22 protein-coding genes and 1 tRNA gene are annotated in these 26,507 nt (G+C 59.2%); 19 read left to right on the forward strand and 4 right to left on the reverse strand.

The genetic code is table 11. The annotated features are described in order from the left end of the window. Positions 1–30: 30 nt before the first annotated feature. The 6 genes from ACM42_RS11600 (at position 31) to ACM42_RS11625 (ending at position 6,236) form a co-directional block, all read left to right on the forward strand. Positions 31–855: an ABC transporter ATP-binding protein gene (locus tag ACM42_RS11600; RefSeq protein ID WP_442868923.1), complete on the forward strand. Its 825-nt coding sequence runs from the start codon at positions 31–33 to the stop codon at positions 853–855. Next, positions 855–1,745: a branched-chain amino acid ABC transporter permease gene (locus ACM42_RS11605; protein ID WP_128948154.1), complete on the forward strand. Its 891-nt coding sequence runs from the start codon at positions 855–857 to the stop codon at positions 1,743–1,745. Before ACM42_RS11600 ends, ACM42_RS11605 begins: the two co-directional genes overlap by 1 nt. Before the next feature lie 51 nt (positions 1,746–1,796). Next, a complete protein-coding gene (locus ACM42_RS11610) occupies positions 1,797–2,786 on the forward strand; it encodes a branched-chain amino acid ABC transporter permease (RefSeq protein ID WP_430641885.1) in 990 nt (329 codons plus the stop codon). Positions 2,787–2,831: 45 nt separating this feature from the next. Next, on the forward strand, positions 2,832–4,154 hold the full coding sequence (locus ACM42_RS11615) for an ABC transporter substrate-binding protein (protein ID WP_430641884.1): 1,323 nt from the start codon (positions 2,832–2,834) through the stop codon (positions 4,152–4,154). A gap of 68 nt (positions 4,155–4,222) precedes the next feature. After that, positions 4,223–5,017: an ABC transporter ATP-binding protein gene (locus ACM42_RS11620; RefSeq protein WP_271528130.1), complete on the forward strand. Its 795-nt coding sequence runs from the start codon at positions 4,223–4,225 to the stop codon at positions 5,015–5,017. A 22-nt stretch (positions 5,018–5,039) separates the two neighbouring features. Further along, positions 5,040–6,236 carry an acyl-CoA dehydrogenase family protein gene (locus ACM42_RS11625; protein ID WP_271528058.1) on the forward strand — a complete coding sequence of 399 codons (1,197 nt, stop codon included), beginning with the start codon at positions 5,040–5,042 and terminating at the stop codon, positions 6,234–6,236. A 676-nt stretch (positions 6,237–6,912) separates the two neighbouring features. Here the strand turns inward: ACM42_RS11625 and ACM42_RS11630 are convergent. Both ACM42_RS11630 and ACM42_RS11635 read right to left on the reverse strand, forming a co-directional pair. Continuing rightward, positions 6,913–7,344 carry a hypothetical protein gene (locus ACM42_RS11630; protein ID WP_271528059.1) on the reverse strand — a complete coding sequence of 144 codons (432 nt, stop codon included), beginning with the start codon at positions 7,342–7,344 and terminating at the stop codon, positions 6,913–6,915. A 77-nt stretch (positions 7,345–7,421) separates the two neighbouring features. Beyond that, positions 7,422–8,486 (reverse strand): helix-turn-helix domain-containing protein, encoded by a 1,065-nt coding sequence (locus tag ACM42_RS11635; protein ID WP_128948148.1) that lies wholly within the window; start codon positions 8,484–8,486, stop codon positions 7,422–7,424. A gap of 96 nt (positions 8,487–8,582) precedes the next feature. On the opposite strand from ACM42_RS11635, the gene ACM42_RS11640 reads away from it, so the two are divergent. From ACM42_RS11640 to ACM42_RS11660, 5 genes are read left to right on the forward strand one after another with little or no spacing between them, the layout of a single operon-like run. After that, positions 8,583–9,650 (forward strand): CBASS oligonucleotide cyclase, encoded by a 1,068-nt coding sequence (locus ACM42_RS11640; protein ID WP_271528060.1) that lies wholly within the window; start codon positions 8,583–8,585, stop codon positions 9,648–9,650. 1 nt (position 9,651) lies between these two features. After that, positions 9,652–10,152, forward strand: a complete 501-nt coding sequence (locus ACM42_RS11645) for an HORMA-1 domain-containing protein (protein WP_128948147.1) — start codon at positions 9,652–9,654, stop codon at positions 10,150–10,152. Beyond that, positions 10,149–11,045, forward strand: a complete 897-nt coding sequence (locus ACM42_RS11650; protein ID WP_128948146.1) for an AAA family ATPase — start codon at positions 10,149–10,151, stop codon at positions 11,043–11,045. Before ACM42_RS11645 ends, ACM42_RS11650 begins: the two co-directional genes overlap by 4 nt. Next, on the forward strand, positions 11,045–12,211 hold the full coding sequence (locus ACM42_RS11655) for a hypothetical protein (protein ID WP_128948145.1): 1,167 nt from the start codon (positions 11,045–11,047) through the stop codon (positions 12,209–12,211). The genes ACM42_RS11650 and ACM42_RS11655 overlap by 1 nt, the downstream gene beginning before the upstream one ends. Beyond that, on the forward strand, positions 12,208–12,762 hold the full coding sequence (locus ACM42_RS11660; protein WP_128948144.1) for a 3'-5' exonuclease: 555 nt from the start codon (positions 12,208–12,210) through the stop codon (positions 12,760–12,762). The genes ACM42_RS11655 and ACM42_RS11660 overlap by 4 nt, the downstream gene beginning before the upstream one ends. A gap of 599 nt (positions 12,763–13,361) precedes the next feature. Here ACM42_RS11660 and ACM42_RS11665 read toward each other — a convergent pair. Then, a complete protein-coding gene (locus ACM42_RS11665) occupies positions 13,362–14,615 on the reverse strand; it encodes a tyrosine-type recombinase/integrase (protein WP_128948143.1) in 1,254 nt (417 codons plus the stop codon). Between the two features lie 1,081 nt (positions 14,616–15,696). On the opposite strand from ACM42_RS11665, the gene ACM42_RS11670 reads away from it, so the two are divergent. From ACM42_RS11670 to ACM42_RS11705, 8 genes are all read left to right on the forward strand, one after another. Then, the gene (locus ACM42_RS11670; RefSeq protein ID WP_271528061.1) at positions 15,697–16,962 is read left to right on the forward strand and encodes a lysine N(6)-hydroxylase/L-ornithine N(5)-oxygenase family protein; all 1,266 of its coding nucleotides are present in this window, start codon (positions 15,697–15,699) and stop codon (positions 16,960–16,962) included. Beyond that, positions 16,959–18,851: a class I tRNA ligase family protein gene (locus ACM42_RS11675; RefSeq protein WP_128948141.1), complete on the forward strand. Its 1,893-nt coding sequence runs from the start codon at positions 16,959–16,961 to the stop codon at positions 18,849–18,851. The genes ACM42_RS11670 and ACM42_RS11675 overlap by 4 nt, the downstream gene beginning before the upstream one ends. Next, on the forward strand, positions 18,848–20,086 hold the full coding sequence (locus ACM42_RS11680) for an ATP-grasp domain-containing protein (protein WP_128948140.1): 1,239 nt from the start codon (positions 18,848–18,850) through the stop codon (positions 20,084–20,086). Before ACM42_RS11675 ends, ACM42_RS11680 begins: the two co-directional genes overlap by 4 nt. 3 nt (positions 20,087–20,089) lie before the next feature. Then, positions 20,090–21,283, forward strand: a complete 1,194-nt coding sequence (locus tag ACM42_RS11685) for a saccharopine dehydrogenase C-terminal domain-containing protein (protein WP_271528062.1) — start codon at positions 20,090–20,092, stop codon at positions 21,281–21,283. Beyond that, complete coding sequence (locus ACM42_RS11690) at positions 21,222–22,448, forward strand: ATP-grasp domain-containing protein (protein ID WP_271528131.1); 1,227 nt, start codon at positions 21,222–21,224, stop codon at positions 22,446–22,448. The genes ACM42_RS11685 and ACM42_RS11690 overlap by 62 nt, the downstream gene beginning before the upstream one ends. 17 nt (positions 22,449–22,465) lie before the next feature. After that, entirely contained in the window at positions 22,466–23,674 is a 1,209-nt protein-coding gene (locus ACM42_RS11695; RefSeq protein WP_271528063.1) for an MFS transporter, read from the forward strand. 142 nt (positions 23,675–23,816) lie between these two features. Next, on the forward strand, positions 23,817–24,410 hold the full coding sequence (locus ACM42_RS11700) for a hypothetical protein (RefSeq protein ID WP_333921682.1): 594 nt from the start codon (positions 23,817–23,819) through the stop codon (positions 24,408–24,410). Positions 24,411–24,735: 325 nt separating this feature from the next. Next, positions 24,736–24,836: transfer RNA gene (locus ACM42_RS11705), tRNA-Ser, on the forward strand. Positions 24,837–25,081: 245 nt separating this feature from the next. Here the strand turns inward: ACM42_RS11705 and ACM42_RS11710 are convergent. Continuing rightward, positions 25,082–26,125: a tyrosine-type recombinase/integrase gene (locus ACM42_RS11710; protein WP_271528064.1), complete on the reverse strand. Its 1,044-nt coding sequence runs from the start codon at positions 26,123–26,125 to the stop codon at positions 25,082–25,084. Positions 26,126–26,507 lie beyond the last annotated feature (382 nt).

Consider the following 26,507-nt stretch of genomic DNA (forward strand, 5'->3'; position numbering starts at 1 on the left):
GATACATCCGCCGGAAGGCGCCAGGGGGCGCTGGAGGGGGACGCGGAGCGGACTGTGAGACCCGTACGGCCGGCGCTCGGGCTTTCGAATATTTCGCTGACATTTGGCGGCGTCGCAGCGCTACGTGAGGTCGATCTGGAGGTCGCCCAGGGAGAGATCCTGGCGGTGATCGGACCGAACGGCGCCGGCAAGAGCTCGCTCCTCAACATCGTCACCGGGCTTTACCGGCCGGACCGCGGGGAGGTGTGGTTTGGCGAGCACTCCTTTCGCGAAGTGCCGACGTCGAAGCTTGCAGCCCTAGGCGTGGCGCGGACCTTTCAAAATCTTGCGCTTTTCAAGGGACTTTCCGTTTTCGACAATGTCCTGATGGGACTGGCGCACCGCGTTAGGACCGGGTTATTGCGGCAGATCGTCGGCTCGCCACTGGCGAGACGGATCGAGGCCGAGAATCGCGCGGCCGCCGAAGACGTGATCGGCTTCCTGCATCTCACTGAGGTTCGTGACCGTCTTGCTGGAACGCTTCCCTACGGAGTGCAGAAGCGGGTCGAGCTGGCGCGGGCGCTGGTTGCTCGGCCAAAACTCCTGCTACTGGACGAGCCGTTCGCAGGCGTGACCCTTACCGAAAAGAGGGAGCTGTCGCAGCACGTGCGTAACGCTCGCGACAGCTTCGGCGCAACAATCGTCCTGATCGAGCACGACATCGGCATCGTGATGGGGCTGTCGGATCGCGTGGCCGTGCTCGACTACGGACGAAAGATCGCCGACGGCACGCCAGACCAGGTCAGCGCCGATCCGGCGGTGATCGATGCCTATCTCGGCGTCACACACGAGGACGAGACGGAGCTCGCGATCTGATGTTTGACTATCAGTTTTTCCTCGAAGTGCTGATCGGTGGCCTGCTTTCGGGAGTGATGTACTCCCTGGTCGCGATCGGGTTCGTGCTGATCTACAAGACGTCGGGTGTGCTCAACTTCGCACAGGGCGCGATGCTGTTGTTCGCGGCCCTGACCTTCGTCAGTCTCGTCGAGCGCGGCGCGCCATTCGTTGCGGCGCTAGCAGCGACGCTGGTCATCATGATCGCGCTGGGCATCGCCACCGAGCGGTTGGTGCTGCGGCCGCTGGTCAACCAGCCGCCGATCACCCTGTTCATGGCGACCCTCGGGCTTTCCTACGTCATCGAAGGGGCAGCCCAGCTTCTATGGGGCACGCAGGTTCATGGCCTCGACATCGGCATCAGCGACACGCCGTTCGAGGCGTCTGGCGTGCTGATCAGCCGGTTCGACCTGTTTGCCGCGGCGGTCGCCGGAAGCCTGGTCGCGCTGTTTGCGCTCTTCTTTCGCTACACCCGCACCGGACTGTCGTTTCGCGCCGTGGCTGATGACCAATTTGCAGCGCTTGCGGTCGGCCTGCGGCTGCCACGCGTCTGGGCCGCTGTGTGGACAGTGGCGGGGATCGTCGCCCTGGTCGGTGGGCTCCTATGGGGTGCACGGCTCGGCGTGCAGTTCTCGCTGTCGCTCGTCGTCTTGAAGGCGCTCCCGGTTTTGGTCCTCGGCGGGTTCGATTCGATCACAGGGGCGATCATTGGCGGTCTTTTGGTAGGTGCAATCGAAAAACTGGCGGAGGTTTATGTCGGACCGTCCTTTGGCGGCGGCATCGAGGCCTGGGCTGCCTATGTCGCGGCACTGGCGCTCCTCTTGATCCGGCCATCGGGCCTGTTCGGGCAGAAGCTGGTGGAGAGGGTGTAGGTCGTGCCAGTCCTCACTCCTGCCAAATCGAGCTGGTTCTCCGGCGAGACGCTGTGGATCGTCCTCGTGATCGTGGCCGCCTACGGCATCGTTCCGCTTGCAGGGTCGGATTATCTGCTCGACGCCGTACTCACTCCATTTCTGGCGCTGTCACTTGCTGCCGTCGGGCTCAACGTCCTGACCGGCTATGCCGGTCAGGTCTCGCTCGGCTCGGCCGCCTTCCTCGCTGTCGGCGCCTACGCCGCGTACAATCTTCATCTTCGTGTCCCCGCATTGCCGCTGCTCATCGATCTGGTGCTGGCCGGGGGCGTCGCGGCGGCTATCGGCATCGTATTCGGGCTGCCGAGCCTACGGTTGCGCGGGTTCTATCTCGCCGTGTCGACGCTCGCCGCGCAGTTTTTCGTACAGTGGGCGCTGACCAAGTTCAGCTGGTTCTCCAACGACAATCCATCCGGGGTAATAGATGCGCCGGTTCTCAGTATCGCCGGCAGCGCGTTCACCAGCGCCGCCGAACGTTACGTCTTCTCGCTGACGATCGTGGTCGTTCTGACCCTGCTGACGCTGCGATTGCTGCGTTCCCAATCCGGTCGGAACTTCATCGCGGTTCGCGACCATGAGATCGCGGCCAAGGTGATCGGCGTGCCGCTCTTGCGCACCAAGCTGCTCGCCTTCGCCATCTCGTCCTTCCTTATTGGCGTCGCCGGCGTGCTCTGGGCTTTTGCGTATTTGCGCACTGTCGAGCCAGCTGGCTTCAATCTCGATCGCTCGTTCCAGATCTTGTTCATCATTATCATTGGCGGCCTCGCCTCGTTGCGCGGTTCCTTTATCGGCGCGGCTTTCATCGTGGTGTTTCCGCTCTTGCTGTCGCGCGTCGGCGCGGCCTTGCTCGGCAGCGTGTTCGATTCCGGCGTCCTGGAGATGAGCCAGCGCATCGTCATCGGTGCGCTCATCATTGTCTTTCTCATCGCAGAACCGCGCGGGCTGATCGCCCTCTGGGACCGCGCCTTCGCCGCCGTCCGGCCGGCCAAGCGCCCGGCGTAACCGACCTGAAACCTGATTAACCCAAAGGAGCTTGCAATGAACATGATGAGACGTCTGAAGGTCACAATGGCTGCGGCGCTCGCCGTAGGCCTTGCCAATACGTTCACGGCCCATGCCGACGAACAGTTCTTTCCGCTGCAGAGTTATCGCGTTGGCCCCTATGCTGCCGGCGGTACCGGGTTCTTTGGTGGCTTCATCGACTATCTCAATCTGATCAACATTCGCGATGGTGGCGTTAACGGCGTCAAGCTGACCTGGGATGAAGGTGAGACCCAGTACGAAGTGGAACGCGGCGTCGAGGTCTATGAGCGGCTAAAGAGCCGTCCTGGAATCGCGGCCTGGAACCCGCTGTCGGTCGGCATCGCTTATGCCATGATCGACCGCATCACCAAGGACAAGGTGCCGCTGATTACCATCAACCATGGTCGTACCGATTCGACCGACGGCCGCGTGTTCCCTTATGTCTTTCCGCTGCTGCTCAATCCCTACAGCGAGACTTCCGGCATCGTGAACTACATTGCCTCCAAAGAAGGAGGTGCGGACAAGCTGAAGGGCAAGAAGATCGTCGTGCTTTATCATGGCTCGCCGTATGGCAAGGAGACGATCCCGATCTACAAGCGCCTGGCGGATAAATACGGCTTTGAGGTGGAACAGATCGAGGTCCCGCACCCAGGCAATGAGCAGCAATCGCAATGGCTCTCCATCCGCCGGGCGAAACCGGACTACGTGGTGTTGCGGGGCTGGGGTGTGATGAATCCGGTGGCGCTGAAGACCGCGCAGAAGGTCGGTTTCCCCGCCGACCACATCATCGGCAACGTCTGGTCCAACTCCGAGGAGGATGTCATTCCCGCCGGTGACGCCGCGAAGGGCTACATCGCGATCACGACCCAGGCCTCCGGCGCCGATTATTCCGTGCTTCAGGAGGTCATCAAGACCGTCTATGGCGCGAACAAGGGCAATCTCGATGACAAGAAGCGGATCGGCAGCGTCTATCACAACCTCGGGATCGTGAACGGCATCCTCAATGTCGAAGCTGTCCGGATTGCGCAGGCAAAGTTTGGCAAGCGCACCTTGACCGGTGACGAGGTCCGCTGGGGCTTCGAGCACCTGCAACTCGATCCGGCGCGGGTGGAGGCGCTGGGCGCGAAGGGTCTGTTCCATTCGATTAACGTCACCTGGGACAATCACGAGGGAGATGGCCGCGTCACATTCCAGCAATGGGATGGCAGCAAATGGAAGGTCGTCTCGGATTGGATTGCGCCGGATTGGGCGTCCCTGCGGCCCATCATCGAGAAGTCGTCGGCCGCCTATGCGAAGGAGCACAACATCAAGATCCGGACCTCCGGCGATGAACCGGTGAGCCAGTAGCGCAAGGCAACGCTTGGGTTACTGCGGGAGCCTCGGCTCCCGCAGTTTCAGACGGGGTGAATCCGGGCATGAGTGACGTTCTGCTTTCGGTTGAAGGGTTGGCGGCAACCTACAACCACGCCATCCGCGCGGTGAGTGACGTATCATTTGCGGTTCGGCGTGGCGAAATCGTCGCCGTACTCGGCGCAAACGGCGCCGGCAAATCGACGACGCTCCAGGCGATCTCGGCGCTGCTGCCGGCTCGGCGCGGCCAAGTGGCCGCCGGGCGCATCATCTTCGACGGCCGCGAAATCGTGTCCGCATCGCCCGCGAAGCTGGTCCGTGCCGGGATCGTTCCGGTGCTCGAAGACCGGCATTGCTTCCCCTCGTTGACCGTGGAGGAGAACCTCATCACCGGCGCCATTGGCCGCGGCGCAAAGTCTAGGGCAATCCGCGCCGATCTGGACGAGGTCTATGAGCTTTTCCCACGACTGAAGCGTCATCGCAGGTCGGTTTCGGGCCTCACCTCGGGCGGCGAGCAGCAGATGACCGCGATCGGCCGTGCGCTGATGTCACATCCGCGCCTCTTGGTGCTGGACGAACCTTCCATGGGGCTTGCGCCGCTCGTCGTTGAAGGCATTTTCCGCGCGCTGAAGCAGCTCAACAGCGAGCGGGGGCTTTCGATCCTGGTCGCGGAACAGAATTCAACGGTTGCGCTGCGCTTTGCCGACCATGCTGTCGTGCTTGAGAGCGGCCGCAGCGCGCTGTCCGGTGCATCAACCGAATTGCGCAGTCGCGACGACATCAAAACCCTTTACCTCGGCGGTTCGCCGCAAATCGATGTCGCCGAGAAGCCGCTGATCCATGCCGTTGTCACGGTTTGACGAACACAGGGGAGAATGACCAATGGCAAATAACAATCTGGCGCGCAAGACCGATTCTGACATCTATTCTCGGCTGGACGCCGCGATCGATGCGACCGTAAAGGTCAACGCCGATCGCAATGATCTGGAAAGTCGCTTTCCAAAAGAAAATCTGAGGGCATTGGCGGAGGCCGGCTGGACCGGCGTGTTGAACGAAACGCGCTTTGGGGGCCTCGGTCTTAGCCATGTTGATTTTGCCGAAGCCGCTTACCGCATCGGGCAGGCCGATGCGTCGACCGGCCTCGTCTACGTCATGCATGTCGGCGCGGCTCAGACGATCAGTCTGTTTGGTAACGACGACCAGAAGGAGCGCTGGCTCAAGGCGAACAATGGCGGCCTGCTTGGCACATATTCGACCAGCGAACGCGCCACCGGTGGGCACTGGTGGTATAACCTCTCCGAGGCTTCGCGCGACGGCGACAATTATCTTCTCAACGCAGAAAAGTCGTTCACAACGAGCTCCGGCCAGGCTGATTTCTATGTCGTGCAGACGCGCAGCCCGGGCGCCAAGGACCAGACCGACATCGTCTTCTTCATCGTTGACGGCAAGTCTGAGGGTATCGAATCCAAGCCTTGGGACGCGCTCGGTGTCCGCGGCAATCACTCAGGTCCGATCCGCTACAAGAACGTACGGGTGCCGCAGCGTGACCGACTCGGCGCTGAGGGACAGGGCAAGGAGATCATCTATGATGGCGTGTCCCCTGTCTATCTGATCGGGCTCGGTGCCGTCTGGGAAGGCGTCGCCCGCGGCGCATTGAACGCAGCGGTCAAACACGCCACGAGTTTCGTTCACAAGGATCGAAACAAGAGCCTGTCGGACTATCAGGCCATCCGGCAGGAGCTCGGGGCGGCCAAGGTGTTGGTCGAAACGTTGCGGCCGTGGCGCCTGGAGCTTGCGGCAAGGCTTGATGAGCTCTGGCGAGCCGGTAAGCCGCAGAGCGAGATCCTGATTCCTCTGACAGAGTTCAAGGTCCATGCCGCCGAGGTTGCGAACAAGGTCGCGGCAGCGGCACTCACGGTCACGGGAGGTTACGGCTATCACCGCGGACCCATCGAGCGCGCCTTCCGGGACGCGCGGGCGGCCATCGCCATGGGACCGTCGAATGTGATCGCTCGGGACTGGATCGGCAAGGCGCTGGTCGGGCTGCCGCTCGAGCTGTTCTACGACGGCGGAGAATAGACCCAAATTCGCCGAGCCGGCGGGGCGCTGGGCCCCGCTCGCTCCGGCCTCAGCGGCACGCGCCGCTTCGAAAGGGCGACTTCGTACCGTTCTGGAATCCTGCGCCACACGTGTGGGCTGCGCTATTGGAGGTGCATTTGGACGCCGGAGCCCACTGAGCAGCGAGAGTTCTCTTTCTCTGAAGAGTCGAAATCATCTGGATGAGCGTGTCTGCGAAGACTTTGCCGCAGCTGTCTATCTTGCCCTCTGCAAGCCCGCTCTCCATCGACCGCTTTACGCGATCGCTCGCTATACCGCCGAGCTTCCGCACGGCGACCGCGGCGGCAACGCCGAGATGCTCGTCCCTGCGTCAGCTGCGCCCACGCAGCGAGGACGTGCTGAAAGCTCTGGCGTGTCATGTTTCAGCACGCAAATCGGTGGAGCAATCTACGTCGGCCAGACATTGTCGCCAGTCTACGAACCGTGTCCGAATCGATCCGACCGATAATGTTGGTGCGGACGTAGATGGCAACATCCCCTTCGCTGAGAAGGTGCCGGGCAGCGCCTTCGATGAGACGCAGTCCCTTCTCCAGCTCAGGATCTGAGCCTGAAGATTGGCAGTGGCCCTCTGTAACCGTTGTAGCGCTGCATCCCGCCACTGCGTCGTGCGGAATAGGTTTTTCGTAGGGAATGTGACCTAGGCTTGGCGAATTTGCTCTGCGAAGCGAGCCAATCGGCGGCGTGCTTCCTGCGAAGGCAAGCGACATCGCGGATGGGAGAAGAGAGTATTCAAACCATCATGCAGCGTGCTGAAAGCCACGTGATTGCCGTCGGCGAACTGGTCGAATAGCCATAAGACCCCATGGATATCGATCCGTTCGGCGACGGCGAGCTCTCGCAATATCCCATCGCCGGTAAGCAAGGTCCATTGGCGGGACTCGGCGATCGCAAAGGCGAAGGTATCCGGAACAGAGAGACGTGCATTGCCCCGCCGAACTGTCGTGGCGCGGCTTAACTCGTCAGGCGTCAGGACCTCCACGCGAAGTCCCAACCCCACCAGCTCCTCGCCGAGTGCGCCGGTCAGCTCCCGATCAAAAAGTAGGTCGGGCACGGCAAACTCGAAAGGCAACGGAACAAATCCTTTAGGAGCTGCGCTCGCTCAAGGTCAATCAGGACCGATGTGTCGGAGACGAGAACTGGGACTTATCAAGCCGCCACCTGATCCAATCTGGCATCAAGTTCTCGAACCGATATCCCCAGTAGTTCAGCAGCCCGCGACTCCCCGATCATGCCTTCGGCCAGGGCTCGATAGCACAGCCGCTCAAAGCGCTTGGGTTCTTCCAGCTCCGGCTCCATCGTCTCCGGCTCCTGAAACGGCGCCGTCCTCCAACCTCGCTCTGCGAATATCTTGAACAGCCGGGCAAAGGCCGCCTGGCTGATAATTCCGAGATCCTTGCAACGATAGACGAGCGCCTGAATGCTCACGCCGAAGCGCTTCTTCAGAGCCACAAGCTCTCCGATGCTGATCGACGAACGATGGGCACCGATTTCGGCTCGCAGCACGTCGGCCGGCACCAAAAAGGCGCCGGCAAAGCGATGTGCCGCCTTTTCTTCGTCAATCCCTCCTGACGGCGCGATGACCATATGGCCGAGTTCGTGCGCGAGATTAAACCGCTTTCGCTCCGACCACGTGCTGCGCTTGATGACGATGACGCGCGCGGCCGCACGATCTTTGCGCCTGACCTTGGCAGCAAGGCCGTCGATATCGTCGAGATCGAACGAAAAGATCTTGATGCCACGCTCCTCGAGCAGTTCAGCAAGCTGGGGAATGGGGTCATTGCCGAGCCCCCAATCCTCGCGCACAGAGCGGGCCGCATCTTCTGCGTCGCGCAAGTCGGCAACGGGATGGGGCGCGCTGCGCGGCTGTTCCCAGTCGATACTGCGCATCTGAAGGAGATCCTCGACCGCGAGATAACGCTCGAGCATGTGAATGGCACGCGCCTCTAGGACGGCCTCCTCCTTGGACGAGGCTCCAACTTTCTTCCTGAAATCCACTCCCTCCAGGGCGATCTCATCTTCGTTAAGGAGATATTCTTCCGTCACACCGAGAGCCTTTGCCAGCGCAATGAGGACACGTGAGCTCGGCATGTCCTCATTTCTTTCATATTTTCCAATGGCTTGCGCTGAGACGATCCCGTCTATGGCGTCCGAGAGACCCCGCAGCGACAAGCCCGACGCCGATCGGGCGACTTTCAGCTTGTTTCCGATCATGGCGACCTCCTCTCGCTTTTGTTGGTTTCCAAGTCTACGATATATGTACAATTTTGTAAACTGGAAAGCCTTGAAATCGGGTAAACCAGCCCGCATATGAGGAACGATGTTGGCCCCTGTTGCCGGTTTTGTAAACCAGCCGACAACGGCGGCTCGCGGCATGATCGCGCCAGATTAGGGCGCCCGCCGGCTGTAGCCGAGCGGGAAGGAAGGGGTGAAATGGCGTTAAGCAATACCGAACTGCGTTACTACGACAGTAACGTCCTGCGCCTACCAGACGACAAGCGGAAGGAATATCACGAGCAGGTGGATCGCCTGATCGCCGAACTGTGCAAGGGCGTGCGCGACAAGACCGAGATCAAGATCACCAAGGTTGTGAAGGCGGGCTCGTTCGCCAAGTACACGATCCTGCGGAAGACCAGCGTCGATCCCGTTGATGTGGATGTCGTGTTCTACATTTCGGGGCGCGACGCCGACAAGGAGACGCTCGATAATCTGAACAACACTATCTACGACCTGCTGATCAAGCAGTACCCCAACAAGTCGGTTGAAGATTTCGAGATTCAGCGCAAGGCCGCGACTGTGACATTCGTCGGCACGGGGCTGAGCGTGGATATCGTCCCCGTCATCGAGGATGAAAAGCGGCCCGGTTACGGCTGGCAGTTCGATATCCATGATGGATCGAAAATCCAGACCTGCGCTCCCTGCCAGATCAAGTTCGTCCGCGACCGGAAGGATAAGGACACTGACTTCCGCACGCTAGTGCGCCTGGCGAAGAAGTGGCGCAATCATGCGGAGATCAAGCCGCTCAAGTCGTTCGCGATCGAGTTGATCATGGCCCATGTGCTGGAGACGCAGGGCAATTCCGGAGGCATCGAGCAGCGCTTCCGCAACTTCCTCCTCTATATCGCCCAATCGGGTCTAAAGGAGCAGATCAGCTTTCCCGAGAACAACCCGCCGTTCGGCACCTTTAATGATCCGGTGGTCATCCTCGATCCGGTTTACAGCCTGAACAACGTGACCAGCCGGATTTCCGAGGCCGAGCGCAAGGAGATCGTCGCGGCTGCGGACGCGGCATGGGAAACTGCCAATTTCGCATCCGCTGAAAATGACAATGAGGTCTGGAAAGAAATCTTCGGTCCTCGCTTCAAGACGGAGGACTGAGATGAGTCAGACCAGAACTGCGAGTGCCAGCGCTACCTATACATATGTCGACGTCGAAAATGTAGTGCGCCGCGTCAAGGCGGATCTCATCATGATCGCCGACAGTACCGGCGCCTGGACTGCCACTGAGGCAACGAATTACGCCCATGACATCGAGGTTTTGGCCAAAGCAGGCTATCTCAAATGGGTCGATGTCACGCTGTTCAGCCATGGCGTCGAAGTCAAAGCTGTCAGGTTCGAGGTCGATACCGATGCCGGGTCTCTGACGACGAGCCGGCCAGGCGGCGTCCGATGGCCGAAGGTCGAGGGGGCGCATCTTCGCATCGTTCTTAGTCATACCGATGCGTACACAAGCACAGCGCGCGAGGCCACGAAAGACAAGCTCAAGATGGGATGGGGACCGTCTTACGACGATACCAGTCATTCGTCGCTGACTTCTTCAGGCGGCCGCAATTACGTAAGCAACGCCTATGGCGTGCAAAGAAAGGATTGGGCGGAGTGAGTCAGCCGAGCATTTTTGATAGCGAAACCCCACTCCCAAGTGAGGCGCTCTCCAGGCGGGAAAACACGCTGTTGGGGTTTGCTGCACGCTATGCTCGCGTCCATGATCAGCTTCGGCTCTTGCTGAACGTGGGCGGTCTGGGCGAATGGAACCGCAAGCACCATGGCGGCAAACTGGCGATCTGTGATCTCGTCGCCGAGCAGTATCCGCTCGTGATCTTTCACGGCGATGTCGGAACCGGCAAGACGGCGATGGCCGAGTGCATTGCGAACAAGCTCGTGGCCGAGGCGCGAAGCGAAGATTCCATTCTCTTCAAGCTGTCCAACCGCGTCCGCGGCAGCGGGATGGTCGGCGAGATGGGAACACTCATCGCTGAGGCGTTTCGCAAGGTGATCCAGTCGGCCGGCAAGACTCGCCGGGCCATCCTGATCATCGATGAGGGCGATAGTCTCGGCGCCTCTCGGGCCCAGGATCATAGCCATCACGAGGACAAGGTGGCGGTGAACACCTTGATCCAGGGCGTCGACGATCTCCGGCAATATGGCGGCCGCATCGTTGTCATCCTTTGCACAAACCGGCTCTCGGTGCTCGACGCCGCACTCCGCCGACGCGCCGCAATCATCGAGGAGTTCAGGCGCCCGACGGATGAAGAGCGTCGGCAGCTCTTTCAGATGGATCTTTCTGGGCTGCGTCTCCCCCCGACCCAGATCTCGGAACTGGTGGCAGCAACGGGTGCGCGCGGCAGTTATCCAGCGTGGACCTATTCGGACATCCGCACGCGACTGTATCCCGCGGCGCTGGCCAAAGCCTTCCCACAGGAGCCGCTGCGGTTCGAACACCTGAAGTCAGTGGCTGCAGTGCTTCATGCCTCGCCTGTGATGGAGGACAAGTGATGGCTCGGTCTCCGCTGCTCGGTCGGCGCATCCATATCTCCGGCAGCATCGTTGAGGATGCGGCCGTAGCTACCGCTAGCGATGTCAACGCCGCGCGCGACCTGGTAGCCGCTTTGGTCAAGGAGCTCGTGAAGCGCGGCGCGAATTTCGTAATTCCAGTCGATGCTGAACCGGTGCGGAAATGCGATAGCCTGCCGATCTGCTTTGACTGGCTGATCTGGACGACGATCAAGAGTAATCTGACGCTGCGGCCTGCAAACGTACCGGGCCCGCTCGCAGTCGCAGTGCAGCATCACAAGTCAGAAGATCAAATTCCTGAGGAGTATGGCGCTCTCTGGGACGAGCTGCGCGCCTCGCCGCTGGTCAAGATCGAGAACGCTGCCCACTGGAACATGGCCAGCAAGCGCATGGAAGCGCAGGCGCGCTTCGGTGACATCTTGGTCGCGCTGGGTGGCTCCGAGGGGGTCCTCTTCCTGGCCAATCTTTATCATGATGCGGGCAAGCCCGTTGTTCCGCTCAACCTGGCTATCTGCCCCGAAACGACAGGCGCGAGACGCCTCTACAATTTCGGGCTGACCAGCAGCCAGAGCCGGCGGCTGTTTCAGATCGTCGAGGACGGAGACGTGCATGACTGGATCAACAAGATCCGCTTTCCGCCACGACAATCCATTTCCGATCGCGTTTCCGTGCTAATAGATCTCCTTGAGTCACTTGAGCGTCCCAAGGCCTTTGCCGTCCGGCTATTGAATCCTGATCTACCCGACTATGCTGACGTTCAGAATTACTTCGACACCGTGGTTCAGCCAGTGATCGAAGGCGAGCTGGGCTATCGCCTCGTCGTTATCGACGGCCGTCAGGCATATGAGCATTCCCGAATCGATCAGGAGATATTCGCGAAGCTCTATCGCAGTAGTGTGGTCCTCGCGGACATCACGGGGGCGCGGCCGAACTGCTTTCTTGAGCTTGGATATGCTCTCGGCCGCGGCCTGCCGACCATGCTAATGGTGCGAGAAGGCGCGAGTCTGCCTTTCGACATTACGACCTTCTCGGGACTGCATTGGAAGACAGCGGGCACTGTGGATGACAGGCGGCGAGCTTTCCGCGAACACTGGCAAGCCATCCGCAACCGACCCTCACTGGTTCAAGCGAAGCCTTTGATTTCATGAACAACAAGCGCGAGGTCTTCGTCTCGGTCGATGTGGAAGCCGCCGGTCCAATTCCCGGCGAGTTCAGTCTGTTGTCGATCGGCGCCTGCTCCGTCTACCAGCCAGAAAAGACATTCGCCTGCGAGCTGAAACCAACCAGCCAGAACTTCGATCCTAAAGCCCTGGAGGTGAGCGGGTTGTCTCTGGACGAACTCGCGCGAGGAGGGCTTGCGCCTGCCGATGGCATGCAAGCCTTTGCTGACTGGCTCTCGACGATCACCGGTCGAAATGAAACGCCGGTATTCGTCGGGTTCAACGCGCCGTTCGATTGGTCTTTCGTAAACTACTATTTCCATCGGTTTTGTGGAAGAAATCCCTTTGGCTTCACGGCGCTTGACATCAAGGCACTGTATATGGGGGCGACCGGCTGTCGTTGGGTCGATACCCGCTCGAGCAAGATTGCCGAAAGGCTGAAACCAGTCTTGACTGGGACGCATGATGCCCTTCGCGATGCATTGTATCAGGCCGAGATCTTTCGGCTAATTCGGTCTGAGCTCGTCGGCAGAAACTGATACGAGGTCTCAGCCCTGGCTGCTGTCGCGCATCTCGAAGCCGTCGTATTCAGAAGCTGCGATGACTGCGGTCGCGCCCCTATGCCGAGTATGCATAGCAAGACAGGCTAAGAACACAGCAAGATCGCCATGCACCTCTTAAGAACATCTTGGTCGGACTTTCGGTCAGCCGAACGACAAATCTCCGGAAAACGCGATACACCACTTTCGCCGATCAGGCCTTTTGACGCAATAAGGCAACAACCTGTTGCACAAATTCGGTCCATGCATCAGCGAACGTGCGCATATGCTTGAGGTTCGGGGCGGATAGCCCGGTCATCTCGGCGAACGCGCCGAAGGTCTTCGCCTAGGCGTCGATGACCTTCGCGCCCACTTCCCATATCGCGTCCGATGATCAGTAAGCGAGATCCAGTCACCGCGCGCCGGAACGTAGCTGTATGCGCATTCGGCTCCCCCTTCAGTCCGATATCGCCGAGGTTCTGCAGGCGAAACGCAGGCCGCGCATGCTATGTCCAATCGATGGTGATCTCCGGCTCGGTTCGGAGTGAGCTGTGGCCGCGCTAGCGGGTCGTCGCGAGAGGGGGATGAGGGGCGGACGCTTATGCGGCTTCTTGCAGCACGGTCTTCCGTCTCTTCTTGGCCAGCAATTCGCGGACGAACTTGTCCCACCTGATCATGGCCACACGCTTCTCCGGCATATAATTCCAACGGTCGTAGCTCTTGGAGCTAACATCCTGGAGGGTGTGGTTTTGCAATCGGTCTCGGATCTCTTTCGACAGGCCGGCCTTGCCGGCGAGTGTCTTCCATGTCCGTCGAAGGTCGCGGTTCGTCACCACAGGAATGACTTCGCGGTCCCGTTGGCGCCACATGAATGAATAGAGCGTACCGTGGCTGACTGGCTTGTTCGGATCGGTCGCCGACGGGAAGAACCACCCATGCTCATTCGGTTTGATCGCCTCTATGAGCTCGGCCGCAATTTTTGGCACGGGAATGGCGTGAGGTTTGCCATTTTTCGTCTTTGACCAGTCGATTATTCGCTCCGCTGCATCCCATTGGTCGACATGCAATCGAGCGATCTCTTCGACGCGCTGACCGGTCAGCATGAGAATTCTGACAGCGCGTGTGTAAGGCGGGTGAACCGGCGCATCGGGGCATTCGAGCCAACGATAGAGACGCACGAATTCTTCTTCGTTGAGCCAGCGCGTGCCCACGTTTTTGGGTTCTGTTGGAATGCCTGCAGCCGGATTGTAAGCGAGACGAAAGCGGCGGGGTGACGTGGTGCGGTAGTCGTGTTCGGACTTCAAGCCCCAGCTGTAAGCCGATCGGATGTAGCTGCGAACGTGATCAGCCATTGAACGTTTGCCGCGTTCATAGATCGGGCGGATGACCTCTCTGATTTCGTCAGGCTCGATGTCGCGGGCGGGGCGGTTACGGCCGAGAATATCGGCGATCTTGTTCAATCCTTTTTCCGCTTCCTTCCAGGAAGGCTTTCCTTCAGCCTTGAGCGAACCGACGTAGGCTTCGAATAGATCGGCAACGGTACCGGGCCGCGTGTCGCCCGCGATCTTAATGCTCCGGCCCTTTTGGATCATGTCGGCGTAGTCGCGCTTGAATACTTCGCGCGCCTGGCTCAGGCTCATCGAGGGATAGGAGCCAAGCTTTTTCTTGAGGCGCTTCTGGTCTCGCCACTGCTGCGCCATCCAATCCGCCGTGACGCGGGTTGGCATCGGCTTCATCACAAGGATGAGGCGACCCGTCCCGTGACCGTCGCCATCCACAAGGCTCAGCTGCTTTCCGGCCTCTTCGACCTGCTTAAGAGCGCGGCGTATTTGGCCATCTGTGAGGCTCGGCACTGGGGTCTCCCTTGGGCTTTGGAGTGGGGTCAGCAGATGGGTTGCAGGGGTCTGCAACTGGGGTCAAAAAGCGCTTCGATCCCCCTTAAAACCGACCCCAATATGCCATAGTGTGCGACTCTGCGACAAGCCGAAAAATCGTTGTTATTCAAAGTGCTGAGGCGTGATCAGGCGTGATCGAAAAGGGCCGAGTGGGATGGTTGCCCGTAAGCCTTCGTGGCGGGGCTAAGCTGAACCATCGCCATGCTGGCTGCCCGATGATGCGCCTGGCACGGCTGCTGCCAATTCGTGCATCATTTGTCGGCGGTCAGCGGCCGCCAATGCGCAAAGCCCAGATGCGTTTGCCTGACTCGCCATCGAGAGTGATGGCGCACTCGACACGATTCGAACGTATCGGAGGGCGCTCTATCCAGCTGAGCTAAGGGTGCATTCCACTTGTCGTCTACGCCGGTCGACCAGCGATGGTCAACTGCGTCGGCTCGCCTCCGATCTCCTTCGCGGCCCAAAAGAACTTGACACCTGCCTTCGAAGAGCAAAGCCAATCCGTCCAAGCACCGAGCAACTATCAAACCTCAGAGGTGACGGACTGAAACAGCAGGCGTATCGAGGCAAGGTGATGATCGTCCGGAACGGGATTGTTTGGGCGCCATGAACGAGCCAAAAAAATGCCGCTTCGTCAACGAAACAAGCTTAGTGTCCTCGGCGAGATCGGGCATGCTCGGCGCGGCGGGTTCAGGAAACGCTGTCAAACTCGCTTTCTTCGACGTGGGGAACTGGATGTGTGACGAATACGTTTGATCGAGCCTAACCCGACGACAAGGTTATCTGCACGGTGGAAACGGCTGCCGACTGAAACCGCAGCGCTCAGGAGATGTCACCGCGTTCGGAAGGCGGTGTTTTCGGCAAACTGAAGGTTCGCGACTTGCTAGGTACAGCGGGACTCGGTCCCCTTCGGATGAACGCGAAGAAACGGCTGACGCTAGCGCCGAGGCACGAGCGATCTCAGTGCAGGCTTGACTCATTTGCTTAAGGCACCGGACGTGCGTTCCGTTCGCCGCAAAAAAACAGTTCGGCGGGTTGCATGTATGACGTGGTTGGTATCGGAATTGGTCCCTTCAATCTCAGCCTTGCCGCTCTCGTAAAGCCGACGGGCCTGCGGTGTGTGTTTTTTGAAGATAAGCCCGGTTTTTCCTGGCACGCCGGCATGGCCTTTTCCAGCGCCAGGTTACAAGTGTCACATCTCAAAGATTGTGTGTCGCTCGTAGATCCAACCAGTCCGTTCTCATTTCTCAATTTTCTGCTTCAGACCGGACGACTCCATGCGTTCGTCAATCGACGGTCCGGCGGGGTCTCCCGCAATGAGTTTGGTCAGTATTACGCCTGGGTTGCAGATCAGCTTCCGTATCTCAGATTTGGACAAAAAGTACTGGACGTGTGCTCCGAAACCACACATTTCCGCGTCTTGACAAGCCAGACGGAATGTCGCGCTCAACACGTCGTGCTTGGGCTCGGAATCTGTCCTGACGTCCCGGATTGCGCGCGGCCGTTGTTAGGCGAACGTGTCTATCACGTAGCAGAGTATCTAAATAGACCGCCGCTAGCCGCGGGAGAACGGGTCTTGCTCGTGGGTGCCGGGCAAAGCGGCAGCGAGGTGATGGAACAGTTGCTCTCCGGCCCACCCCTGAAGCAGATACTTTGGGTTACCCTCTACGATAACCTCGAACCAATGGATGATTGCGCATTCACGAACGAGTTCTACACGCCCGCCTATTTGCGCCACTTCCAAACTAAGGCCCTCTCGCGTCGACGAGAATGGGTGCAGGCCAAGAGGCTGAGCAGCGATGGAGTGTCGCGGGATCTCGCAAATCAGCTATTCTCCCAAATATATGAACACCGCTTCGTCGAGAACAAGAACGCCGGCGTCCAGCTGGTTGTCAGTGCTCGCCTTGACAGCCTGCGGCAGAACGATGCGGCTTTCGAAGCTGTCCTCAAGTGTACCGAGACAGCAGTAACGCGCAGGGTGGCGGTCGATCGTGTGATCCTTGCCACTGGTTTTGTGTCAAACACTGCGCCATTTCTTGACCGGATCATGCAGCTCGCCTGCACTGAGAATGGTTTGCCCAAGATCAGAGCAGATTGTTCACTGGAGAGTCGGATTGCCCTACCAGGCAAGATCTACCTCCAGAACAGAACACGCATCCAGCACGGTTTACAAAACCCGAATCTGTCTCTCGTCGCGTACCGCAACGCAACCATCATCAACAGCATCATGGGAAAGGAGTTCTATCCGCTGAACTCGAACCGCTCAATGCTTTCGCGTGTGGCCGAATTGCGAGAGGAGCGATGAAAAAGCTGCGCGACAACGTGGCTACCCGCCACTTCAACGCATCGAAGTTCTCTCTCGAGAGAGGCGAGTCCACAAGCTTTGACTGCCATGCCGATCACGAGATGCTGTTCGTGTTCTCCGGCGTCGGCGAGGTTACCTATGGTGACGGAACGCTTTCCACGGAGCAGCTCACCCCCGGAGACATGATACTGATGCCGCCGTTCGCTGCCCATCTTATAAAGAACACAGGAGCAGAAACCCTTGTGATGGGAAATGTGTGGTGGGAGGACCGGCAGACCATTGACGAACGGGTCAAGGCACCGAAAAGCGAGCGCCGTCTGCGCGTGGTTCTGCCAAGCTTTACGACACCCAATGGACGCATGCATCTCGGCCATCTGGCCGGGCCGGTCGTCGCTGCTGACATATTTACCCGGGCGCAACGGACACTCGGGTTCGATTGTTACCAGCTTTGTGGCTCATTGGGCTTTCAGACGCATGTGGGGATAACCGCTGCGCGCGAAGGGCGAAGCTATCGTGAAACGTCGCGAATGTACTCGGATGATTTCCTCGCCAATTACCGTCTGCTGAAAATAGATTTCGATGTGTTCGCGACGCTGGATGAGCTTCCGCGGTTCGAAGAGATCGCGCGCGAGTTCTTGAGCGCCCTGGACGCCTGCGGCCATCTGATCGAGAAAACCACTCGCGTTCCGTACTGTGAGCATGGGCACGGATACCTGTTTGAAGCAAACGTGCGAGGCTTGTGTCCGCACTGCGGCGAAAAAATAAGCTCGGAATGTGAGAACTGCGGGCTGTTTGTGCCTGATGAAGAACTGGTGGATCCGGTGTGCAATCACTGCGACCGCGCAGCAGCATGGCGCCCGCTAAAGCGCATGTTCGTGCCACTAGAGCCGCATCGGGTCGTGCTCGAGCGGCTCCTGATGTCGGGGGCCTACGTCGGCAAAATGCCGGATTTCGTCGCCAAGGTGCTGCAGCACAAGCTACCGAACATTCCACTCGGAATCTCTTCATCGGAGGGAGTCGCTCTCCCGTTCCGCGGGCAAGAGGACCTGAAGCTCTATTCGGCTGTTGAGCTCGTCCCCCGCTTCTTGACGGCACAGGATATGCTCGCCTCCAGTGCGGAACTCGGCTCGGGCGAAGTAGAGCTTGCGCTGTTCTTTGGCTCCGACAACGCGTATCTGCGCTGCATCATCTTTCCGATTTTGCTGCACCTTTTTGATGCCAGCAGATTTCGCATCGTGGGGTTTTTTGCCAACGAATTCTACCAACTTGACGGCTACAAGCTCTCCACCTCTCGGGGCCATGTCATATATGCTGATGATCTCATTCGCCGGGGAATTCCCGCCGACTGGCTGCGCTTATATGTTTGCCATACGCGTCCTGCGGTTGCCGCGACGAGCTTTAGCCTTGGTGAAGCGTTCGATTGGATCGAACGGCGCCGCAGACGACTCGCATCCGTCATTCAGATTATCAGCAACGCGGTCGAAACGCATCACCGCGGGACAGTGCCGGAGCCCGGCACTTGGGAGCGCCTGCATCGCGCATTTTATCAGCAGCTTTGCGAGCGCCGGCATGAGGGCGGGCGGCTATTCTCGGTCGAAGGTTTCGAGCCGCGGCAGATCGCAGAGTTAATCGATCGCTTGCTTCGCGATCTTGACAGGTTTGCAGTAGAATCGCTGCACTCTCGCTATCATCCGGGCATCGAGCGCGCCGCTTGCGCTCTCAGTCTTGTGGGCCTGCGGCTGTGGGCGACGCTTGCCTGGCCTGTGATGCCTGAGCTGTGCACCGCAGTCCTAGCGCGCCTCGGGAGCCGAGAAACGCCATGTCTGAACCGCGCCTTGCAGTGGGTTCCCGCCGGGCGATCCTTTGACATTGGAGGCTGGGCTGCATGACGGAGTTTCTACTCTATATCAATTATCGCCGACTCATACGAGAAAGCATTCGTGCATTCGAAGCGGCGCATCGGCTCGGTTACCGCGTTGCCGTGCTTGGTCAGCCGCTGCCCCCGGAACTTGCCAGCTACGTCGACGAGTGGCGTCAATGCAATCCGGCGAGCCTTGACTCGCTTGAGAGCGCGGTCGAGGAGTTCAGAAACTCTATCCAAATCGCCGGTGTGGTCTGCTTTACGGAAACTGCTGTCGAAGCCTGCGCCATCGTTGCCGCGAAATTGCGGCTGCCCGGGTTGCCGCGGGCATCCGTGTCTGGGGTGCGGGACAAATCGATACTGCGCGAGCGAACCCAGTCGGTTTCCGGCGTCACGCACCGCCTTTTGCACAATGATAGCGATCTGGAAGAGTTCATCGGTGTGGCGGGGCTCCCCGTCATCGTCAAGCCGTTGAATGCCTCGGGCAGCACCGGAATTTATCTCATTCGCGAGTCTGCCGACCTGGATGTCTTTCATTCCAGTAGCAAGAAGATCGGAAATCCGACGTACGACCCGACCTTGCGCCGGGAAACGCTCACGTTCCTGGCCGAACGTTATATCGCCGGGCAGGAAGTGAGTGTGGAAGGATACGTCTCCCACGGTGAAGTCACCGTTGTCGGGATCACGCACAAGCTCACCTCGGATCCTTATTGCCTAGAGGTGCGGCATATCTTCCCTGCCGACCTCGACGGTGAGATGCGCGGCATGATTGAAGAAAAGGCCAAAGACTGCGTGCTGGCGCTGCGTCTTGACAATGCATCCTTCCACCTCGAAGGCAAGTACGACGGCCCGCAGTTCACGGTCATTGAGGTCGCTGCCCGGCCGGGCGGGGATTACATCGCGTCGCATCTTGTCCCGCTTGCGTTGCAATATGACTTTTACGAAAACCTTGCTCGCATTGCAGTGGGCACGGTGCCTCTCCCCCCGCCCGCGCCGCAGCGCGTGGCAGGGATCCATTACGTCTTGGCCCAACAGGAGGGGCGGCTGCTCGGCTACCATGGCCTTGAGGCGGTTCTCGATCACCCTTGGGTTGAGCAGGCGATCGTCGAAACATCGGTCGGTACACACATTGTGCTTCCGCCAAACGATTTCCGTCTTCAACGTCTGATCGCGGTGATCAGCACCGCGCCGAGCCAAGCACTGCTCACAAAGCATCTCGATTGGGTATCGAAGACGATCACCCCGGTCTTCGCCCGCGAGTGAAACATGCAGGCTGACGTCATAGGCGCTGGTACGATGGGCAGGGGAATGGCGGCGCTCCTGCGCGAAGCGTTTCCGCGGTGGACGGTCCGTCTCATCGATCGCGATATGAGCGCGCTCACAGCTGCGCGAGACGCGTGGAGATGCGAGATCTTGTGCACCGACCAGCCGCAGCACGCAGGCCTCGCACCCGTCGTAATCTGTGCCGCCACGTGGCCGGTAACGCTCGGCGTGATCGAGAGCCTGGCGGGCCGCGCTGCACGTGGCTTGCTTGTGAGCATCAGTCGGCCCGCTAACAAGGACATGCCACGCGTGCAGCAGGCGCTGATCCAAGCTCCGACTCTTGCGGTGGTTCTGCCCTGCGGGCTGGAGCCGGGGCTGACGGAGATCCTGGCCTGCTATTTGCTGGAATCCACTCAGGAGGTGCAATCCCTTCGTATGTGCTGCGGTGGGATTGTGGTGCCACGCCCGGCCAATCCTCTCGGCTACAAAAGGCTCTTCGGAACTTCCCACCTCCCGCTCGCGAAGCGCGACGCCTATTGCATCCGCGATGGCGCCCTCTGCGTCGTTCCGCGCTTTTCCGATGTTCAGCAGCTCGCCTGGCCCGACATCGGAGTTCTTGAGCACTGGCATGACGGGATGCAACCGAGGCTATCGGAATATCCGAAATTGTCTCGGCCGGGAGCCAATGTCGACCAACGCACGTTGCGTTGGACGGGACATGCCGAAGTGGTCGCGTTGCTACACCATCTCGGCGTCCTGGCCGAGGATGCCGTAGATAGAGATACCGGGCTCACCTCAAAGCAGCTTTTCGAACGCGCCGCTCAGCGGACTCTTGGCCTGGCCGAAGGCGAACAGACAGTGACGCTTCTAGCAATCGATCTCGCCGGGCTTCGGCACGGACGACGGCACATGCACAGCTTGCGGCTTAATTTCACCGACCGCCCCGATATACGCTCGATGGCTCTTGCTACCTGCTTGCCAGTGATCTTCCTGATCAACTGCCTGATCAGCGCCGGAAACGCCGTTAGCGGATTGCATTACCCTGAAAACATCATCACGCCCCGGATGACGCCAGGCCTGCTCAGATGGCTGGCGCATCAAGGTGTGGCGATAACAATGGATAGATCCGGTGACAATGCAGAAAGAATTGCTGGTCTTGGGTGGAGTAAGCTCGATTCAGTCCCGCCACGTTTATGATCAGGCGCGCGCGCAAGGCCTGCGGGTGGTGTTGACGGACAGGCCCGAGCGTCTTGAGCCGGCCGGTCAGCTGTCGGATTTCGCCGATGAGGCCCATCCGCTCGATTTCGAGGATGTGAGCGCCTGCCTCGACTGGGTCAGTACCTATCCCCGGCGTGAGCTCCTTGCAGGAGTATTCAGCTTCAAAGAGAAAGCGCAGCCGGCGATCGCCGGACTTGTTCGCCGCTTTGGATTCAGGGGCCCGGGTGAACGTGCGCATGAGTGCACCACCAATAAGTCGGTTTGCCGCGAAACGTTGCGGGCAGCCGGGTTTGCGCAGCCGGAAATGGTGGTGTGCCGATCAGGCGAGGCGGTCGATCGAGCGTTCGCCGAGCTCTCGCGCCGGTATCGCAGGCTTATTCTCAAGCCGATGACCGGTTACGGCAGTGAGAGCGTCTTTCTGCTGGATAGTGCGACGTCTGTTGCCGTTGCGTTGGCGCAGGTTAGGCCGTCGGCCGAGCGACCATTCCTGCTCGAATCGTTTGTCCAGGGGCGAGAGTTCAGCGCGGAAGGGGTGTGTGTCCGTCGCTTGCCAATGGTCTTGAGTCTGACCCGAAAATTCCTGATCGGTGATCGCAATTTCGTCGAGTGCGGCCATGTCGCGCCGGCAGATCTCGCACCTTCCCTGAGTGAGCGCGCGATCAGCCTTGTGCAGGGCGCCGTTCACGCCGTCGGGCTGACTTTCGGCATATTCCATGCGGAATTCTGGGTTTGCGATACCGGTGAGATCGTTATGGGCGAAATTCATTCGCGACCCGGAGGCGATTACATTACGCACCTGACCCAGTACGTGACCGGCATCGCGTATTACGGCAGCGTCTTCGCCCAGATGCTGTGCCCGGAGGCCGGCCTGGTGATGCTTTCATCGGAAAGATACGGCGCGGCCGGCATCCGATATTTCCTTCCGCCCGCTGGCAAGGTGCGGCAAATAGCCGGATATGACCGGTTGGCCGAAATGCCCGGCTATGCCGGTGCCGAGTTGACGATCAAGGTCGGCGATACCGTGAAACCTGTCTGCCACTCGTTCGATCGTGTTGGTCATGTGCTTGCCACCGGGGCAAGCGCTGGCGAAGTCGACGACCGGCTCGACCGTATGATTATGACGGTCACCATCGCCGTTCAATAAAAAGCCTGTGCGCCACCATGCTGAAACTGAAACCCGCACAGCGAAAATTCTGCAATGTATTTGCTCTGAATTTCCTCAACAACTACGGCTACTTTGCGCCGCTCTCCGCGCTTGGCCTCTATCTTCTCGATCGATCCCTCTCGGCGGCTCAGGTCGGTACTCTCTTGCTGCTGCTGTCCGCTTCCGGGCGAGCCTCACGTGCCGTGTTCGCTCCGCTGCTTGATCGCACGCCCACCCGTTATGGTTTGACGATAGCCTATCTCGTGATGGGCGCGGGCCATATAATGGTGGCAGAGAGCGCCGCGCCTGTCGGAACCGCGCTCGGACTGGTTTTGGTCGGCACTTCTTACGGCGCCTGCAGCCTCCTGCTGCGGCTCATTACGGTCCACCTGGTGGAAGATCGATCAGTCCGTTTGACGCTGGCGAAGTTCGCCGTAGGAACGAATATCGCCGCCACGCTCGGACCGTTGCTCTCTAGCCTGATGTACGTGCAAATCGCACCAAACGCTCCTTTTCTCTTCACCGGCGTGGTGATGTTATTGGCTGGACTGCTCTGCCATGCCTCGTTGGGCAAGGGTCTGCACGTTCCGGATCGCCCTGGCAGTTGGTGGAAGCCACTGCTGCACAGCATAACGCGGTCCGACCTCCGTCTGGTATTCGTTGCAACTGCCTTTACTTGGTTCGCTTTGGCCCAGATCTTCTCATTTGCACCGATCGTACTCGGCCGCTTGCTGGCAGGCCCGCAGATTGTTTGGACGATTGCCGCCCTCAATGCAGCCTTGGTAGTTGGGGCATCGATCCCGTTAATGAAGACGCTCGATCGCGCGCATGCAGAGGACGTCGACATGTTGATCTTATCGGCCGTCCTGATCACGGCGTGCTTCGCGCTGTTATCAGCCCTTCTGAACTTGTTTACGCTTTACCTCGCCGTCGTATTGTTGACAGTTGTGGAGATTGTCGCCCTGCCATCGTTGTCTGTATTGCTCGTACGGAATACCCCAGGAAGGGATCACCTCGCCTTGCTAGGCATTAACGCTGTCGCTATGGGTATTGGAGAAGCGCTCGGCACATTTGCTGGCGCTCTGCTCAGCACATCAGGGCTTCAAAACACGTTCGCTTTCGCGGCGATCGCCGCCCTTTATGCCCTGGGCACGATTTGGCTCTACAGCTTTCGCGGTGAGATGCTGGGCCGGAAACCCACGCAGGACGGCGTTGACCTCGGGTAGCAGTTGAGGAGATTCCCTCACCCTAGAATTACGAAGCTGCGCATACAGCAAGCGACATTTGTACATCCGTGCATGCCGACCTTACACAGTCCCGCGGCTCGCACCATGAGTCTTGCTCGCCGGAAGCGCATCGCCGAAGTCGATGAGCAGCTCGATCGTAATAGAGTATGACGTTTACGGTTTTTTCTTCACCGAGCGTCCTGTGCCAATCGCGTCGTTGGCACCAACCCGCTCCTTCTACGTCACGTCCTACTCCAAATGTCTTGCGCCAGCCTTTCGGCTGGGCACATTGACGGTCCCGGCAGCCTACACTGCTCAAACTGAGCTCCTTCTGCACGCCTCCGCCTGGTTTGTGGCTCCGATACCGAGTGAGGTGGTGGTGCGGCTGATCGACGGCGGTCAGCTTGAAACGCTTCTGCGCGAGCGGCGCCTGCAGGCGCTTGAGCGCTACCGCGTGATCCTGCATATCTTTCCGAAAGCCGCAAAACTCCAGTTTCCGGCCTTCTACGGATGGTTGCCATTGCCTCAGGAGTGGTCCGCAGATCAATTTGCCGCCGCCGCCGCCCGCGGTCGCGGCATACTTGTGATCCCACGCATTGCGGCCGCGGTTGGGAAGGGCGACCCCGGCGCAAGCCGCATTTGCCTTGGCGCGCCTAGAGATGTTGTCGCACTGTCTGATGTGCTCCAGACTCTGCGGAATATCCTGGCTCGGCACGCAATAACGTTGTTTCTGTAGCCTGACCTGGGATCCCGTCGGCCAGAGGAAAGACTTACGCTACGCAGCCCGTCGCGGAATCGTACTCTCGACCAAACGCAAGAATCGGGTGTTGCGAGCCCCGGCAACCACCAACTCTTGCGTAACCGGCGACGGCACTCCGGAAAAGGCGCCGCTCGCGTCCCGAGTTCCATTTCGCAGCGATCGGGTGTTGCGGCTCCCCGATTTGAACCTATCGATCGATGGCTGGTAGTCGCAGTTGACCCCTGTAAAGTCCGAGTAGCGCGTGTTCGGATATCCGGCAGTGCAATCACTACGATCGTGCGACGAATGCCCACTTTCAGTCGGATAAGCCCAGTGGTGCGACCAGTAAGTCATTGATTGTTCTCAACCCAGGGCTGACTCTTAATCAGCGGGTCCCAGGTTCGAGCCCTGGTGCGCCCACCATATAAATCAAAGACTTACCTGAGCTGTGCACCAGAACGGACCTTTCAGTTGGGAGGTCAGTTGGGAGTTTTTGTTCGGTTTTCGTGCCCGTCGACAGTGCCTATCTGCTCAACAATTGACTGGCGGGATGGCTACGCGTTCCCGCAGCATTCCCGGCGGAGCGGAGCGCTCTCTCACGCAGAAGCCTTGGCGCCGGTGAACGCCTTCACCTGGAACCGTGCACATCTCAAATCCTCGCTGCTGCTCTATCCGTAGACCGCGCTCAGCTTCTTGATCGCTGATTCCGCGAGTTCGACGCGACCCCCGAGGTAGTGTGCGTCCAGTATCTGCTGCACCGTAGCCATGGAGTGTCCAGTAATCGCGGCGATCTCGGGCACCGAGCAATTCGACAGCGCAAGCCGGGTGACCGCCGTTCCGCGCAAATCATGGAAGTGTAAGTCTTTCAGCGACGTCTTTTTGAATGCCTTGTCCCAGCTCGTTCGGAAACCGTCCTCCGTCCACGGCCGACCAAACGAGTTGACCAAAATGGTGACGGCTGAACGCTCCTCCTTAAGCGCAGCATCAAGGGCCTCCTTTAGCGGCGGTCCGACCGGTATTGTTACGCGCTGTCGCCCCTTATTGCCCCGTCCCTTTGACTGACGCATCCGGATATAGGTGCCGTCGTAGTGGCTCCAGGTCAGCCGAAGCAGATCTCCCTGGCGCTGGCCTGTCCATAGTGCAAGCAGGAGAGCGGCCTGAAGTTCAATGGACGCCACACCGCAAAAGGCACGGATGTCGTCGGCGGTCCAGATTATCTCCGAGCGATCGGATTCATAAAGCCTACCGCCGCGTTCGCAGACGTTTACGCCGATCTTCCCGTGGTCCTTTGCGACCGAGAGCACACGCGCGATAGTCGTCCAGACGTAATCTGCCTTACGTGGTGTGGACGCGAACGTATTACGAAATGCCTTGAAGTCTCCCCGAGCACGTCTGTCCTCAATCGCGCCAAGCGGCATCGCGCCAAACTGGGCATCGATCAGCGCGAGATACTGATCGTAGGCGCGTTTGCTCTTGTCGCCAAGACCTGTGTATTCGCTCTGGTCCTTGAAATAGTCGATGAGCGAGCGAAAGGTTTCTGCGTCCTTGTTCGGTTTGGCCGCGATTGCCTCACTATACAGCCGCATGAAATCCGGTGTGCCAGGCTCTGCATCGATACGTGGACCACCCTTCCAAGCGTACCAGTACGTCTTGACCGTCCCGTCAGCGAGCCGCTTTGTTAAGCTGTTGATGCCTCTGAGCCGCATCCGCATTTTGCGAAGCCTTCCATTCGTCGTAGGGTGACAGCTGCGGTCGAATTTTAGAGTCGAGACCGGACATCCGGTCAAGGGCTGCGTCGATTGCTTTTCTATCCCATTTGCGTGTTCCAGGAATCGACTTCGGCATAATTCCGCGTCGGACCCAGTCGTTGAACGCCGAAATTGACTCGCAACCTGCGTAGGCGGCAGCCTGTTCTTTCGACATGCCACGGGACTCAATCACTCGTCGCGCTCCATTGCCACTTTTGAATGGTGTCGAATTTCGGCAGCTGTTGATCAATGCCGAGAACGTGGGCGGCAAAACAGTGGAAGGCTAAGCATCGCAAATTCGGCTAGCGCGGAGTGGGAATCGGATAGATCAATTCATGCGAACTAC

It is taken from the genome of Bradyrhizobium sp. CCBAU 25338 (assembly GCF_028128965.1).
GTDB classification, from domain to species: Bacteria; Pseudomonadota; Alphaproteobacteria; order Rhizobiales; family Xanthobacteraceae; genus Bradyrhizobium; species Bradyrhizobium liaoningense.